Origin of the sequence: Flavobacterium granuli (assembly GCF_031456055.1) — a bacterium.
Lineage (GTDB): Bacteria > Bacteroidota > Bacteroidia > Flavobacteriales > Flavobacteriaceae > Flavobacterium > Flavobacterium granuli_A.
The window spans coordinates 161,364-175,968 of the sequence record NZ_JAVDTX010000002.1; the positions used below are offsets into that span (position 1 = coordinate 161,364).

14 protein-coding genes and 1 tRNA gene are annotated in these 14,605 nt (G+C 32.3%); 11 read left to right on the top strand and 4 right to left on the bottom strand.

Translation table 11 applies throughout. The annotated features are described in order from the left end of the window. Positions 1–22 precede the first annotated feature (22 nt). Positions 23–430 carry a helix-turn-helix domain-containing protein gene (locus J2W95_RS04955; protein ID WP_310004547.1) on the bottom strand — a complete coding sequence of 136 codons (408 nt, stop codon included), beginning with the start codon at positions 428–430 and terminating at the stop codon, positions 23–25. A 173-nt stretch (positions 431–603) separates the two neighbouring features. Here J2W95_RS04955 and J2W95_RS04960 point away from each other — a divergent pair, with 173 nt between their 5' ends. From J2W95_RS04960 to J2W95_RS04975, 4 genes are all read left to right on the top strand, one after another. Beyond that, a complete protein-coding gene (locus tag J2W95_RS04960) occupies positions 604–1,455 on the top strand; it encodes a hypothetical protein (RefSeq protein WP_310004550.1) in 852 nt (283 codons plus the stop codon). 55 nt (positions 1,456–1,510) lie between these two features. Next, the gene (locus tag J2W95_RS04965; RefSeq protein ID WP_310004552.1) at positions 1,511–1,885 is read left to right on the top strand and encodes a hypothetical protein; all 375 of its coding nucleotides are present in this window, start codon (positions 1,511–1,513) and stop codon (positions 1,883–1,885) included. Positions 1,886–1,996: 111 nt separating this feature from the next. After that, a complete protein-coding gene (locus J2W95_RS04970) occupies positions 1,997–2,275 on the top strand; it encodes a hypothetical protein (RefSeq protein ID WP_310004553.1) in 279 nt (92 codons plus the stop codon). Continuing rightward, positions 2,163–3,719 carry a recombinase family protein gene (locus tag J2W95_RS04975; protein WP_310005383.1) on the top strand — a complete coding sequence of 519 codons (1,557 nt, stop codon included), beginning with the start codon at positions 2,163–2,165 and terminating at the stop codon, positions 3,717–3,719. The genes J2W95_RS04970 and J2W95_RS04975 overlap by 113 nt, the downstream gene beginning before the upstream one ends. Here J2W95_RS04975 and J2W95_RS04980 read toward each other — a convergent pair. Beyond that, positions 3,676–3,753: transfer RNA gene (locus J2W95_RS04980), tRNA-Val, on the bottom strand. The two genes, J2W95_RS04975 and J2W95_RS04980, sit on opposite strands and share 44 nt — an antisense overlap. A gap of 184 nt (positions 3,754–3,937) precedes the next feature. Between J2W95_RS04980 and J2W95_RS04985 the strand changes: the two genes are divergently transcribed. Further along, complete coding sequence (locus J2W95_RS04985) at positions 3,938–5,725, top strand: ABC transporter ATP-binding protein (protein ID WP_310004555.1); 1,788 nt, start codon at positions 3,938–3,940, stop codon at positions 5,723–5,725. Between the two features lie 107 nt (positions 5,726–5,832). Here J2W95_RS04985 and J2W95_RS04990 read toward each other — a convergent pair whose 3' ends face one another. Further along, positions 5,833–7,005 (bottom strand): proline dehydrogenase family protein, encoded by a 1,173-nt coding sequence (locus tag J2W95_RS04990; RefSeq protein WP_310004557.1) that lies wholly within the window; start codon positions 7,003–7,005, stop codon positions 5,833–5,835. Positions 7,006–7,098: 93 nt separating this feature from the next. On the opposite strand from J2W95_RS04990, the gene aroB reads away from it, so the two are divergent. The 6 genes from aroB to J2W95_RS05020 all read left to right on the top strand — a co-directional run bounded on the left by aroB (position 7,099) and on the right by J2W95_RS05020 (position 14,051). Further along, complete coding sequence (gene aroB / locus J2W95_RS04995) at positions 7,099–8,166, top strand: 3-dehydroquinate synthase (protein ID WP_310004559.1); 1,068 nt, start codon at positions 7,099–7,101, stop codon at positions 8,164–8,166. Positions 8,167–8,459: 293 nt separating this feature from the next. Continuing rightward, a complete protein-coding gene (locus tag J2W95_RS05000) occupies positions 8,460–9,857 on the top strand; it encodes a type III PLP-dependent enzyme domain-containing protein (RefSeq protein WP_310004561.1) in 1,398 nt (465 codons plus the stop codon). A 135-nt stretch (positions 9,858–9,992) separates the two neighbouring features. Next, complete coding sequence (locus J2W95_RS05005) at positions 9,993–10,964, top strand: deoxyhypusine synthase family protein (RefSeq protein ID WP_310004563.1); 972 nt, start codon at positions 9,993–9,995, stop codon at positions 10,962–10,964. A gap of 9 nt (positions 10,965–10,973) precedes the next feature. Then, positions 10,974–11,372: a DNA primase gene (locus J2W95_RS05010; protein WP_310004565.1), complete on the top strand. Its 399-nt coding sequence runs from the start codon at positions 10,974–10,976 to the stop codon at positions 11,370–11,372. 84 nt (positions 11,373–11,456) lie between these two features. Further along, positions 11,457–13,568 carry a DNA helicase RecQ gene (gene recQ, locus J2W95_RS05015; RefSeq protein ID WP_310004567.1) on the top strand — a complete coding sequence of 704 codons (2,112 nt, stop codon included), beginning with the start codon at positions 11,457–11,459 and terminating at the stop codon, positions 13,566–13,568. 3 nt (positions 13,569–13,571) lie between these two features. After that, entirely contained in the window at positions 13,572–14,051 is a 480-nt protein-coding gene (locus J2W95_RS05020; RefSeq protein WP_310004569.1) for a DNA-deoxyinosine glycosylase, read from the top strand. 18 nt (positions 14,052–14,069) lie between these two features. Here the strand turns inward: J2W95_RS05020 and J2W95_RS05025 are convergent, their stop codons facing one another. Next, positions 14,070–14,585, bottom strand: coding sequence for a DinB family protein (locus J2W95_RS05025; RefSeq protein ID WP_310004571.1), 516 nt, complete (start codon positions 14,583–14,585; stop codon positions 14,070–14,072). Positions 14,586–14,605: the final 20 nt, after the last annotated feature.

Here is a 14,605-nt window from a genome sequence, read left to right on the forward strand (position 1 = left end):
AATTAATATATTTCTATAAAGGTTATTTTCCTTTTAGCAATTTTTCCAAATATTCGACTTTATCTTTTTCAGCTTGAACTAATCGTTCATATAGTTCAACTATTTTTTCAACTGTATTGAAAGTTGGTTGGTAATTCATTGAACTAGCAATCAATGTTGAATTATCGCTACTAGTATTATGATAAGTATTTCCTATAATATTAAATACAGCTTCGTCGCTATAATTTTTTATTCCCTCAGCAGAAACACCTAATACTTCGGCAATCGCTTGAAGTTTTTCGTCGTCTATAGTTTCGCTGTTTTCTATATTAGAAACAGACTGTTGGCTAACACCAATTGCAGTAGCCAATGCCTCTTGTTTCATGCCTCTAAGCTCTCTGATTCGGCTGATATTTCTGCCAATATGTTTTGGTTTTGTTGCTGTGTTCATAGCTCAAAGATATTTAAAATTCTTTAAAAAAATAAGTCTTGGTAAAAAACAAGTTAGCTTTTGTGAGATACAATTTCAAATAGTTCGGTACGATACAATCTATTGCTTACTTGCTGTGTATTAAACAAAAATACAATTTTTCAGACATGTATCACTAAAAAGAAAGTAAAATTATGAAAGCAATTGACAACACAGGATTACAAGTACTAAGCAATATTATTATTGAAAGTATTAGCACTAGCGGGATTTACTGTTTTGGAGAAAAAAAGGAAATTCAGGTTATTCAAAACCCATTTCAGGAATCTGCTTCCAAACAAGAAGAGCACACTCATTTTTATCTATTGGTTTTTGCCAATGAAAACAAAACTAATGCGGTAGCAGACATTAGTGATATCATAAAAACCAAAACGGAAGGTCGGTACACGGCAACTTTGTTATTGCATAAAGCTACATCGGTTCGATATCTGGCACCTCATAAATTACATTTCTTCTATGAGGTTTTAACCAAATCCCAGACGGTTTATGAACATGTTAATGTTCCACCAAACATTGCCTTTGATGGAATCCCAAAACGTAAATTGGAATTAATCCGCTCGCATTGGGATAACAGAAATATCGTTGCAAAAACTTTTTTAGAAAGTGAAAATCAAATTGATGGATTCAACACAGAAATTATTCAGGAATCAATGTTACATATCTCAGTTGAACAAATTTGTCTAGGACTTATCGATGTTTTTTTGGGGTATCAGCCGAATCACTTTTCACTGACTTTCCTTTTTGATATTTGTGAAATATTTACTTCACTGACTTCTGAAATATTTCCTAGAAAAACGGAGGAGGATAAAAAACTTTTTGATTTATTAAAAATGCATCCAAGTTCCCTTCGTTGGGCTAATTTGAAAACTTCCAGTTTTTTAAACACAGAACTTCTAGAGAAAAGATGCAATCTTTTTTATGAAAGAGCCTGTGAAATTGCGGAAGCAGAATTGGAAGGGATTGAAAAATTAAGAAATAATGAACCATAAAAGCTTACAAGAGTGCAATAGCAATAAAGAAAAAACAAAATAATATTAAAAAATTATGGAAACAGATGAAATTAAAAACTTAGAAACTATTAAAAGATTGACGGCCAACTGTCTCAGTGCTTTGAAGCCAATTGAAGATAAAAACAGAATTCATACCGCAAAAATTAGAGTGCGTGATTATTATGAACTCGCTTCGGTTATTAGAAATCTGCTAAAATTATGTATTGTGGCTCTTGATGAAGATGGCGCTGTAGTTCCCATTACGATAAAAAATCAGTCGATTGATGTGGGGCTAATTTTGGGAATAGCCCTGCAATTATTTCCAATTGATGAATTCGAACTGTTAAATGAGATCAGCATCTTATTTCCTGTTGATTCTAGAAATGAAGATGAAATATTCTCAAAAAATAACATTCCAAAGCCATCATAGCTATATTTTGCCTCTGATCAAATCAAAAATGAGGTCTATCTTTATAGGGATGAATGATTGTAGAACAAGAAAGACCAGTAACGGTCTTTTTTTAATGAAGTGAGATATCAAATGGAGAACGATGAAAGAGATGAAAGAGGGAAACTTACGGCCGAACAGGCTTTAAAAATGTTGAATGAAGAAAATTTAGACCTGACACTTGACCAAGCGAGGACAGTCTTGGAATTTATGCGCAAACTAGCGACGATAACCGTATCAAATTTTTTAAATCAGCAAAATGAAACAGATAGCAGACCTTTATGTGAGAGTGAGTACGGACGAACAGGCGGACAAAGGATATTCACAAAGAAACCAAGAAGAAGTATTAAAAAAGTATTGTCAGATAAATAATATTGCAGTTCGTGATATTATATATGAAGATCATTCGGCCAAAACATTCATTAGACCCAAATGGAAATTACTGTTGGTTAATTTAAAAAGGTTTAAAAATAAAACGGATCTACTTTTATTTACAAAATGGGATCGATTCAGCAGAAATGCGGGAGACGCATACCAAATGATCAGTATCTTAAGAAAACTTGGAGTTGAACCTCAGGCAATAGAGCAACCTTTAGATCTTTCTGTACCGGAAAACAAAATGATGCTGGCATTTTATCTGGCTGTTCCGGAGGTCGAAAATGACAGAAGAGCCTTAAATGTTTTTCACGGTATGCGCAGAGCCAAGAAAGAAGGAAGATATATGAGTCAGGCACCTATTGGCTATGTAAATAAGTCAAAAGATGATGGCAGTAAATATATTGCGATCAAAGAACCGGAGGCTTCCGTTATGCGCTGGGCATTTAATGAGATATCAAAAGGGATATTTAGTACTGAAGATATTCATCGTCTGGCAAGAAAAAAAGGAATAAAAACGGGCAAGCATAGTTTTTGGTTGGCAGTCAGAAATCCTTTGTACTGTGGGAAAATAAAAGTTCCTCAGTATAAGGATGAAGAAAGCTATTTTGCCAACGGACAACACGAAGCGATCATTAGCGAGGAATTATTTTATAAAGTTCAGGATGTAGTGGACGGAAGAAAGAAAGTAATTCGTGCTAAAGTTGAAACTATTCTGGAACTGCCTTTAAGAGGCTTTTTAATATGTCCAGTGTGTGGAAAAGTATTGTCAGGTAGTAAGTCAAAAGGTCGTAATAAATATTATGCCTATTATCATTGTTTTAAAGGTTGTACACATCGTTCAAGTGCAGATGAAGTAAATCAAATGTTCGTAAAAGAACTTTTAAAATATGCTCCAAAACGAGAATATAAAAAAATTTATAGTATTATAATTCTGGAGGCTTATAAAGAACAAACAAAAGAAAGACAAAATGAAAAAGCACAGCTATTAAATCAAATAAAGGATTATGAGGGTAGATTGAGTAAGGCTCGAGATTTGTTAATGACAAATCAAATTGATTCAACTGACTATAGAGATATAAAATCTGATTACGGGGAAATATTAGCGAGACTTCAAGCAAGATATTCAGGTCTTGATACTGATCAACGTGATATTGAAAAATTACTTAATCAAGGAATTGAAAATTTATTTAGAATTCACTCTATCTATGAAAATTCAGAATTCGTAGCGTGCAGGGATTTGATTGGTTCAATATATCCTGAGAATTTGATATATGATGGAATTGGATTTCGAACCACAAGAATCAATGAAGCAGTCCAGCTAATGTACTTGATAAATGAGCAATTAGACTCAAATAAAAAAGAGACAAATCAGAATATTTCTGCTTTGTCTCTTATGGTGGGCGATGAGGGGTTCGAACCCCCGACCCCCTCGGTGTAAACGAGGTGCTCTGAACCAGCTGAGCTAATCGCCCTATTGCGTGTGCAAATATACAACTAGAACTCGTAATTGCAAGCAAAAATTTAAAAAAATAGAAGAAAAATTGCTTCGTTTTTCTTTAGTAACTCATAAACAGTATTTTATTGAAGGTTCAATCTCCATATTTTTTTTGTTATGAACTCCTTATAGCGTTACATTTGTATTATAAAACAAATATAATGGCGCGATACCAAGAAAATGATTTACCCAAATCAAAAATTACTGCAAGTTCTCTGCAAAAAGCAATCCTAATTTTTAAATATGCCAATAATCATAAATGGAAATTTTATGTTGGATTGGTATTTTTACTACTTACCAGTGTCACTGCTCTAGCCTTTCCTAAGTTTATGGGAATGCTTGTAGATTGTGTTAATAAGAAAGATGCTCATTTAGCCAATGAGATTGCTTTAGGCTTAGGATTGGTGCTATTATTACAATCATTATTCTCTTTTTTTAGACTTTCTTTGTTTGTCAATTTTACAGAAAACACATTAGCCAATGTTCGTTTGGCTTTATATACCAACTTGGTTAAATTGCCAATGTCGTTTTTCTCCCAAAAACGTGTGGGGGAATTGAATAGCCGAATCAGTAATGATATTACCCAGATTCAAGATACCTTAACTACAACTATAGCAGAGTTTTTAAGACAATTTATATTGATTATCGGAAGTTTTGCAATGTTGGCGAGTATCAATATGAAATTGACTATTATGATGGTTTCGGTTGTGCCGTTGGTTGGGGTTGCAGCCGTTATTTTTGGAAGATTTATTCGAAAATATTCTAAAAAAGTACAAGATCAAGTAGCCGAAAGCCAAGTAGTTGTTGAAGAAACCATGCAAGGAATCAGTATTGTTAAGGCTTTTGCTAATGAATGGTATGAGATTGCTCGTTACAAAGATAAAATTAGAGAAGTTGTTAAAATGGGGATTAAAGGTGGGCAATTTAGAGGTTATTTTGCTTCCTTTATTATTATCTGTTTGTTTGGAACGATTGTGGCTGTCGTTTGGTACGGAGTACAATTAAGTATTGCTGGAGAAATTACGGTTGGAGAATTATTTACCTTTATATTATACTCGAGTTATGTAGGAGCTTCATCAGGAGGAATTGCCGAATTGTATGCACAAATGCAAAAAGCAATTGGTGCCACCGAAAGAGTTTTTGAACTATTGGATGAAACACCCGAAAAAATCAATTCAAACGTACATATTCCTTCTATAAATAAAATAAAAGGAGATGTAACCTTTAATAATGTTGCTTTCAGTTATCCTTCAAGAAAAGAAATAAAGGTTTTAAAAGACATTAATTTCTCTGCAGAATTTGGGCAAAAAATAGCCATTGTCGGGCCAAGCGGAATGGGTAAATCAACTATTGCATCTTTATTATTGCGATTTTACGATATTGAAAGTGGTGAAATTCTAATCGACGGAAAAAATATTTACGATTATGATTTAGAGAATCTCCGTGGTAATATGAGTATCGTTCCTCAGGATGTTATTCTTTTTGGAGGAACCATAAAGGAAAACATCGCTTATGGTAAACCAAATGCTACAGATGATGAAATTATTTTGGCAGCCAAACAAGCCAATGCTTATGTCTTTATAGAAAGTTTTCCTGAAAAATTTGAAACTGTTGTTGGAGAAAGAGGAATTAAACTTTCCGGCGGACAAAGACAACGAATTGCTATTGCTCGTGCCCTACTGAAAAATCCATCGATATTGATTTTGGACGAAGCAACTTCATCATTAGATAGCGAAAGTGAAAAACTAGTTCAGGAAGCCCTTGAAATCTTGATGGAAGGAAGAACAAGTATCATTATAGCTCACCGCCTTTCTACAATCCGTTCTGCTGATCAAATTTTGGTGCTTGATAATGGGAAAATTAGCGAGCAAGGAACACATCAAGAACTAATCAATTTAGAAAATGGTTTGTATAAAAACCTTAGTAATTTGCAGTTTAGTAATTCTTAGTTTTAAAATAAAATCACATAAAAAATCCATTTGTTTTTAGCAAATGGATTTTTTATGTAAAAGAGGTACTGCTTTTTTCTGAATACTAAAAGCCTGAAAACTGCCTACTATTTTTTTCCTTTTCTTCTGTTACGTTCTGCTTTAATCATAGAAAGCTCACGACTAGTTTGTCCAGCAACAGATGTGTTTTCTTCTGCACGACGAATTAAGTATGGCATAACGTCTTTTACAGGTCCAAATGGCAAATATTTAGCAATATTATATCCATTTGCTGCCAAATTATAACTGATATTATCACTCATTCCATATAACTGTCCGAACCAAATTCTGTCATCAGTAGATTGAATTCCTTTGGCTTTCATCAACTCCATTAATTTATAAGTACTCTCTTCATTATGAGTTCCTGCAAAAATTGACATTGTATCTAAATGTTCTGCCATATAAAGGACAGCAGCATCATAATTAATATCCGAAGCTTCTTTGGATGCACATATTGGTGTTGCATATCCTTTTTCTTCAGCACGGACATTTTCTTTTTCCATATAAGCACCACGAACCAATTTCATTCCGATAAAGAATCCTTCGGTCTTGGCTTGCTCATGTAATTTTTTCAAATAATCCAAACGATCCCAACGATACATTTGAAGTGTATTGAATACGATTACTTTCTCTTTGTTGTATTTACGCATCATTTCGGTAACCAAATCATCAGCTGCATCTTGCATCCAGCTTTCTTCAGCATCAATCAACAAGGCAACATTCTTTTTGTGCGCTTCACTACATACTTGATCAAATCGAGTCACTACTCTGTCCCACTCTGCTTGTTCGTCTGGAGATAAAGTTTGTTTTTCTCCTACTTTTTCATATAAATCCAAACGACCTAAACCTGTTGGTTTAAAAACTGCAAAAGGAATCGCTTTACGTTCTTTTGCAAATTCAATTGTTTTTAGGGTCATCTCTAATGCAGCATCAAATTGATTTTCCTCTTCTTTGCCTTCAACTGAATAATCCAAAACAGAAGAAACTCCTTTGGTATACATTTTGTCAACTACCGATAGGCAATCATCTTCATTTACACCACCACAAAAATGATCAAAAACAGTAGCACGAATAAGGCTTTCAACAGGAAGATTTGCTTTTATGGCAAAATTAGTTACTGCTGTTCCTATACGTACTAAAGGTTGACTATTGATTAATTTGAAAAGGAAATAAGCTCTGTCAAGTTCTGTATCACTTTTTAGTGCAAATGCAATTTGTGTGTTATTAAAAATATTATTCATTTTTTGTTATATTTTTTCTGCAAATATAAAGAGACTAAGCGATTATTATTAGCAAAATTTACCTTATTTTGCGGTTTCAATTAAATTAAAATCATGCAATCTATTCAAGCTAATAATTATCCTGTTCATTTCAACGAAATTGGATATGAAAAACTAAACCAACATCTAAAAGAGAATAAATACTCAAACCTATTTATAATTGCTGACACAAATACAAATGAGCATTGTTTGACTAAATTTCTTCCTTTGCTGGAAACGGATTTGACTATAGAAATAATTGAATTTGAAGCTGGAGAAATTAATAAAAACATTGAAACCTGTGTAGAAATCTGGAATGTCCTAACAGAACTTGGTGCTGACAGAAAAACATTGATTATTAATATAGGCGGAGGCGTTGTTACCGATTTAGGTGGTTTTGTGGCATCTACTTTTAAAAGAGGAGTTGATTTCATACACATTCCAACAACACTATTATCGATGGTAGATGCATCTGTAGGTGGCAAAAACGGTGTAGATTTAGGTAATTTAAAAAATCAAATTGGTGTTATCAATACTCCAAAAATGGTATTAATTGATACTCAGTATTTAGAGACGGTTCCTCAAAATGAAATGCGTTCTGGACTTGCTGAAATGTTGAAACATGGGTTGATTTTTGATAAAGCTTATTGGGAATATTTTTTAGATCTAAAAGCAATAGACTTTGATCATTTGGATGCTCTTATTCATCGTTCAGTTGAAATTAAGAACATCATTGTAACGCAAGATCCAACGGAAAAAAATATTAGAAAATCATTAAATTTTGGTCATACATTAGGACACGCGATTGAAAGTTATTTTTTAGAAAATGAAAACAAAACTACCCTACTACATGGTGAAGCTATTGCTGTAGGTATGATTTTGGAAAGTTATATTTCATTACACAAAAAATTAATAACACAAGATGAATATAACGAAATAAAAACCACACTGAAATCAATATATGATTATGTTGTTTTTGAAGAAAATGATATTGATCCAATCCTTGAACTGTTGATTCATGACAAAAAAAATGAATACGGCATGATCCAATTTGCATTAATTGAAGGTATCGGAAAAATAAAAATTAACCAATCTGTTGAAAACGAATTAATTCTAAACGCTTTTCAGGATTACAAATCTTAGGTATTTTTTAATAAAAAAGGATTGCTTTGCGTCTGTTTTATTTTTTACATTTGCGCCAATGAATAAAAAACAAAATACTAAAACATTTTCTACCAAAAGGAACGGTAACAATAGGTCTTTCTTAAGCTTATTGAAACGGTTTTATGGTATAAAAGGAAATTTTAGTTTTGATGTGTTTCAATATTTCAAGGCCGATTACGATAAACTTCAGATTATATACGCCAATATTAGAGTTTGAATTTCTATTAATTCTATTTTTTCAAATGCAATTAATATAAAACTCTACAGAACAAATGAATACAAAATATTCCGATTTAATAAACCAAACATATTACTTTCCTCAGGAAGAATTTAAATTAAACAAAGACAATCTTCAGTTTCATAATATTGATTTGATGAAATTGGTTGAAACGTATGGTACACCTTTAAAGTTTACCTATTTGCCACAAATTTCAAACAACATCAATAAAGCCAAAAGTTGGTTCCGTAAATCGATGGAAAAAAACAAATATGAGGCTAAGTACTATTATTGTTATTGTACAAAAAGCTCTCATTTTGAATATATTATGAATGAAGCATTCAAAAATAACATTCATATTGAAACATCTTCTGCTTTTGATATTAATATTGTTGAAAATTTATTAGAAAAAGGAAAAATTAATAAAAGCACTTATATCATTTGTAATGGTTTCAAAAGAGATCAATATATTGATAACATTGCAAGATTGGTCAATAATGGCCACAAGAATACCATTCCGATTATTGATAATTATGAAGAATTGGATTTGTTGCAAGGGCAAATAAACGGAAAATTCAAAATTGGAATCCGTATTGCTGCAGAGGAAGAGCCTAAATTTGAGTTTTATACTTCAAGATTAGGAATTGGATACAAAAATATTGTTCCTTTTTATAAGAAAGAAATAAAAGAAAATAAAAATTTGGAACTTAAAATGTTGCACTTTTTTATTAATACGGGTATTAATGACAATGCTTATTACTGGAATGAGCTTGTAAAATGTATCAAGGTTTATGTAGCCTTGAAAAAGGAATGTCCTACCCTTGATGGTTTGAATATTGGTGGTGGTTTCCCTATCAAAAATTCATTGGCTTTTGAATACGATTATCAATATATGATTGATGAAATTATCAATCAGATTAAAATTGCCTGTGACGAAGCGGAAGTAGAAGTGCCAAACATTTTTACTGAATTTGGTTCGTTTACAGTTGGAGAAAGTGGTGGCGCTATCTATCAAGTATTGTATCAAAAACAACAAAATGATAGAGAAAAGTGGAACATGATTGATTCTTCTTTTATTACTACATTGCCAGATACTTGGGCAATAAATAAACGTTTTATTATGTTGGCCATCAATAGATGGAATGAAACATACGAAAGGGTTTTATTAGGTGGAATGACCTGTGATAGTGATGATTATTACAATTCAGAGCAAAACATGAATGCCATTTATTTGCCAAAATACAATAAGGAAAAACCATTGTATTTAGGGTTTTTCAATACAGGGGCTTATCAGGAAACTATAGGTGGATATGGTGGTTTGCATCACTGCTTGATACCACAACCAAAACACATTTTGATAGACCGTGATGAGAATGGAATATTGGCAACTGAAGTGTTTTCTGAGCAACAAACAGCTGAGGACGTATTAAAAATATTGGGTTATAATAAATAATAGAAAATTGGGTTATAATAAATAATCATTAAAAATAATGATTAAGGAAATTTGATATTTATAAATTTCTTTTATTTGTAAACCCAAATCTCAATAACCTTTTTAAAATAAAAACAAAAAAGAAAAGAAAAGAATATGAGTAAAGGACCAATCAGTCAATTTATAGAGAAGCATTATTTGCATTTTAATTCTGCCTCTTTAGTTGACGCTGCAAAGGCATACGAACAGCAATTAGCCAATGGTGCTAAAATGATGGTAAGCATGGCTGGTGCAATGAGTACCGCTGAAATTGGAAAGATTTTTTCCGAAATAATTCGTCAAGATAAAGTTCAAATTATTTCTTGTACAGGAGCAAATCTTGAAGAAGACATCATGAATTTGGTTGCACATTCTCATTACGAGAGAGTTCCAAATTACCGTGATTTAACTCCACAAGACGAATGGGATTTATTGGAAAGAGGATTGAATAGAGTTACCGATACCTGTATTCCAGAACACGAAGCATTTCGTCGTCTTCAAAAACACATTTATAAAATTTGGAAAGATGCTGATGATAAAGGAGAAAGATATTTTCCTCATGAGTTCATGTACAAAATGTTACTTTCAGGTGTTTTGGAAGAATATTATGAGATTGACTTAAAAGACAGTTGGATGTATGCCGCTGCTGAAAAAAACCTTCCTATTATTGTGCCAGGTTGGGAAGATAGTACCATGGGTAACATTTTCGCATCTTATGTTATAAAAGGAGATTTGAAAGCTTCTACCATGAAATCCGGTATTGAATATATGGTTTTCTTATCTGATTGGTATCCAAAAAACAGCACTAATGGTGTTGGTTTCTTCCAAATTGGAGGAGGAATCGCTGGTGATTTCCCAATATGTGTAGTTCCAATGTTATACCAAGATATGGAAATGCATGATATTCCTTTTTGGAGTTATTTTTGCCAAATTTCAGATTCCACAACTAGTTACGGTTCTTATTCCGGAGCAGTTCCTAATGAAAAAATCACTTGGGGTAAATTAGATATCAGTACCCCAAAATTCATAATTGAGTCTGATGCTACTATCGTGGCCCCATTAATTTTCGCATATTTGTTAGATTTATAATAATTATTTATGAAAAGAGTAATAGTTGATTACGCCAAATTGACCAACGAAATTTTGAATCTTTTGGTCGAAAAATTTCCTGATGGTTATGATGATTCAGATATCATTCGATTTAGAAATGCTAAAAACGAATTGATTGAAGCTGTTGAAGTTAGAACTGAAGATACTATTTATTTAGTAAAAGTAAGTACTAAATTAGCTGATAGAATTGGAAATTTTGATGAAGATGATGAAATTGATGATGTTGTAGAACCAATCAGCGGTTTGGAACTGGATGTTGATGATGCAGATGATGATGATGACGAAGATGAAAATCTTGACAAACCAGATGTTGACGGTGATGATGACGATGAAGACGGTAATGACAAAGATATTGCCGACGAAGATGATGATGAAGACGAAGATTAATTCTATGATTTTATAAAAATTAAAAAGGAACTCTATTTCGAGTTCCTTTTTTTGTTAGATTTATATTTCTAAATATCCGCCAAAATGACTACAGAAATTTTACACGCCAAATTAAAAGAGAATTTTGGGTTTGAAAAATTCAGACCCAATCAAGAAGAAATCATTAATTTTATCCTTTCGGGAAAAGATACTTTGGCTATTATGCCAACGGGAGGAGGTAAATCAATATGTTTTCAACTACCCGCTTTAGTTTTGCCGAGAACTACTATTGTAATTTCACCATTAATTGCCTTGATGAAAGATCAGGTTGACAGCTTGAAAGCCAATGGAATAGACGCTTGTTTTATTAATAGTAGCCAATCTTCAGAAGAACAGCAATTACACATTCAAAATTTAAAAGACAATAAAGTTAAATTGGTCTATGTTGCACCAGAAAGTCTGTCTTTTTTAGAAAATGCATTTAGTCAAATAACTGTGAGCTTAATTGCCATTGATGAAGCACATTGTATTTCGGCTTGGGGTCATGATTTTCGTCCAGCTTATACCAATTTGGGATATTTAAAAAACCGCTTCCCTTCTACTCCAATCCTTGCATTGACCGCAACTGCTGATAAAGCAACACGTACTGACATCTGCAATCAATTAAATTTAAATAATCCTAAAACTTTTGTGGCTTCTTTCGATAGAAAAAATTTAAGTTTGGAAGTTCGACCAGCTTTGGATCGTGTAAAACAAATTATTGATTTTATAAAAAATAAACCAAATGAATCCGGTATTGTTTATTGCCTAAGTAGAAAGACCACCGAAGAACTTGCCGAAAAACTGCAAAAAATTGGAATTAAAGCCAAAGCTTATCATGCTGGCTTGGACAATAAAATTCGATCAAAAACTCAAGATGAATTTATTAACGACGATTGTCAAGTCGTTTGCGCAACGATTGCTTTTGGAATGGGAATCGATAAATCGAATGTGCGTTGGGTGATTCATTATAATTTGCCAAAAAATATTGAAGGCTATTATCAAGAAATAGGAAGAGCCGGTCGTGATGGATTACCTTCCGAAACAGTTTTATTTGAAAGTTATGGAGATGTAATTCAATTGCAGAAATTTGCTTCCGAAGGATTAAATGCTGATGTACAATTAGCCAAGCTCGAAAGGATGAAGCAATATGCTGACGCTTTGAGTTGCCGCAGAAAAATTTTGTTATCCTATTTTGGTGAGCTGGTTTCTGAAAATTGTGGAAACTGTGATATTTGCAAAAATCCACCAGCCTTTTTTGATGGAACCATAATTGCCCAAAAAGGTTTGTCTGCGATAGGTCGTCTGAAAGAATCTGAAGCTTTGCCAGTAATTGTTGATTTTTTAAGAGGTTCTAAAAATGCTTCCATTTATGACAAAGGGTATCAAAATTTAAAAACTTACGGAGTTGGCGCCGATATTTCCTGGTACGATTGGAATCAGTATCTTATCCAATTAATAAATTTAGGGTATTGCGAAATTGCTTTTCATCAGCAGAATAAAATAAAATTAACTCCATTTGCAAAAAAAGTATTGTTTGATGGAGAAAAAGTGCAGTTGACAACTGTTCAGAAATTGAAAAAGGAAACTGCAGAAATTAAAACAGCTAAAACAAAATCTGCTTCAAACTCGCTTTTTGAATTTCTTAGAAAACTGCGTTCTGAAATTGCGAAAGAAGAAGGAGTTCCTGCCTACGTTATTTTTAATGATGCAACGTTAAAGCAGTTGGAAATTCAACGGCCAATGAGTGATGATGAGTTTTTGGCTATTGATGGAGTTGGAAAAGCAAAACTTGAAAAATATGGTGACGTATTTATAAAAGCGATTATTGAATTTCAAAAAATTAAAAAGGTTAGAGTCAAAAAGGAAAATACTACTTATAAAGAAACTTTTGAATTATTTAAAAGCGGAATGACTCCGGAAGAAATTGCATTGAAAAGAAAATTGGGAGTACCAACAATATTTTCTCATTTAGCTAAATTATACAATGATGGCCATGCAATTGATTTTAGCGCCTATATTTCAGAAAAAGAAATTTCAAAAATCGCTGAAGCAAAATTAGAACTAGAATCGCCTAGTGCATTGAAACCTTACTATGATTTTTTTGAAGAAACTATTTCGTATGATAAAATTCGAATTGGCTTAACGATTTTGGAAAAAGAAAATGCAACACTTTAATTTATGCAAATAAATTCATTTCCATATTTTATAGATTCAAATGCAGAAATTTTGATTTTGGGAACCATGCCTGGAGCAATGTCTCTTGAAAAAAATGAATATTATGCTAATCCAAGAAATCATTTTTGGAAAATAATCTATACCCTTTTTGATGAACTACCTATTCCTTATAATTTTGAAGAGAAAGTTAAATTTCTTCAAACAAATAAAATTGGACTGTGGGATGTTTTAGAAAACTGTGAAAGAAAAGGGAGTTTGGACATTCACATCAAAAATCAAAAGGAAAATGATTTTGTGGCTTTACTTGAAAAATTTCTATCTGTCACTAAAATCGTTTTTAATGGAAAACAAAGTCATGCATTTTTTTATAAAAGATTCGGACAAATTGAAGGCATTACATATTTTGTAATGCCTTCAACCAGTCCTGCAAATACTATGACTTTTGAGAATAAGTTAAAAATTTGGTCAAGCTGTTTTAAATAAAACTATTTATTTAAAAACTTACAAATATCTTTCTGCAAAAACTTTTTGATGATGTTTCATGTGGCCAATAATTAAAAAACCTAAGGCTCTTGCCGAAACTTCTTGTTGTGATGCAATCCCAATTCTTCTCAATTGTTCGTCAGAAAAACTTTTAAACATTAATAAGTTAGAATGTCGTACAGCTGAAAATTCAGTTAATAATTCTTGAATACTTCTGTTTTTGGCATCTGTATTTTCAACATATTCATTTTCTTCAAAACCTGGTAATGGAGTTTTGTCATTTCTTGAAATTCGAAGTGCGCGATATGCAAAAATCCTTTCGGCATCAATGATATGCTGAATAATTTCTTTTATAGTCCATTTACCTTCCGCATAACTATAATCAAATTTATCCAATGGAATATTTTGAACAAATTTGATGAAATCATGCAGACTTATTTCTAATTCTTCAAATAATTCAACATTCTCTAGAGCATTTATGTAAGTCGCATAGAATTTTGAATATTCATTTATTGGCAATTGATTTGAATTCATAATTTTTTTTTAAAATTGAA

Excerpts from the sequence above, each read along its gene's own strand:
- J2W95_RS04955 (WP_310004547.1), bottom strand. The coding sequence starts at position 430 with ATGAACACAGCAACAAAACCAAAACATATTGGCAGAAATATCAGCCGA.
- J2W95_RS05005 (WP_310004563.1), top strand. The coding sequence starts at position 9,993 with ATGAGTAAAGGACCAATCAGTCAATTTATAGAGAAGCATTATTTGCAT.
- J2W95_RS05025 (WP_310004571.1), bottom strand. The coding sequence starts at position 14,585 with ATGAATTCAAATCAATTGCCAATAAATGAATATTCAAAATTCTATGCG.
- J2W95_RS04960 (WP_310004550.1), top strand. The coding sequence starts at position 604 with ATGAAAGCAATTGACAACACAGGATTACAAGTACTAAGCAATATTATT.
- J2W95_RS05020 (WP_310004569.1), top strand. The coding sequence starts at position 13,572 with ATGCAAATAAATTCATTTCCATATTTTATAGATTCAAATGCAGAAATT.
- J2W95_RS04975 (WP_310005383.1), top strand. The coding sequence starts at position 2,163 with ATGAAACAGATAGCAGACCTTTATGTGAGAGTGAGTACGGACGAACAG.
- recQ (WP_310004567.1), top strand. The coding sequence starts at position 11,457 with ATGACTACAGAAATTTTACACGCCAAATTAAAAGAGAATTTTGGGTTT.
- J2W95_RS04990 (WP_310004557.1), bottom strand. The coding sequence starts at position 7,005 with ATGAATAATATTTTTAATAACACACAAATTGCATTTGCACTAAAAAGT.
- J2W95_RS04965 (WP_310004552.1), top strand. The coding sequence starts at position 1,511 with ATGGAAACAGATGAAATTAAAAACTTAGAAACTATTAAAAGATTGACG.
- J2W95_RS04985 (WP_310004555.1), top strand. The coding sequence starts at position 3,938 with ATGGCGCGATACCAAGAAAATGATTTACCCAAATCAAAAATTACTGCA.
- J2W95_RS05010 (WP_310004565.1), top strand. The coding sequence starts at position 10,974 with ATGAAAAGAGTAATAGTTGATTACGCCAAATTGACCAACGAAATTTTG.
- aroB (WP_310004559.1), top strand. The coding sequence starts at position 7,099 with ATGCAATCTATTCAAGCTAATAATTATCCTGTTCATTTCAACGAAATT.
- J2W95_RS04970 (WP_310004553.1), top strand. The coding sequence starts at position 1,997 with ATGGAGAACGATGAAAGAGATGAAAGAGGGAAACTTACGGCCGAACAG.
- J2W95_RS05000 (WP_310004561.1), top strand. The coding sequence starts at position 8,460 with ATGAATACAAAATATTCCGATTTAATAAACCAAACATATTACTTTCCT.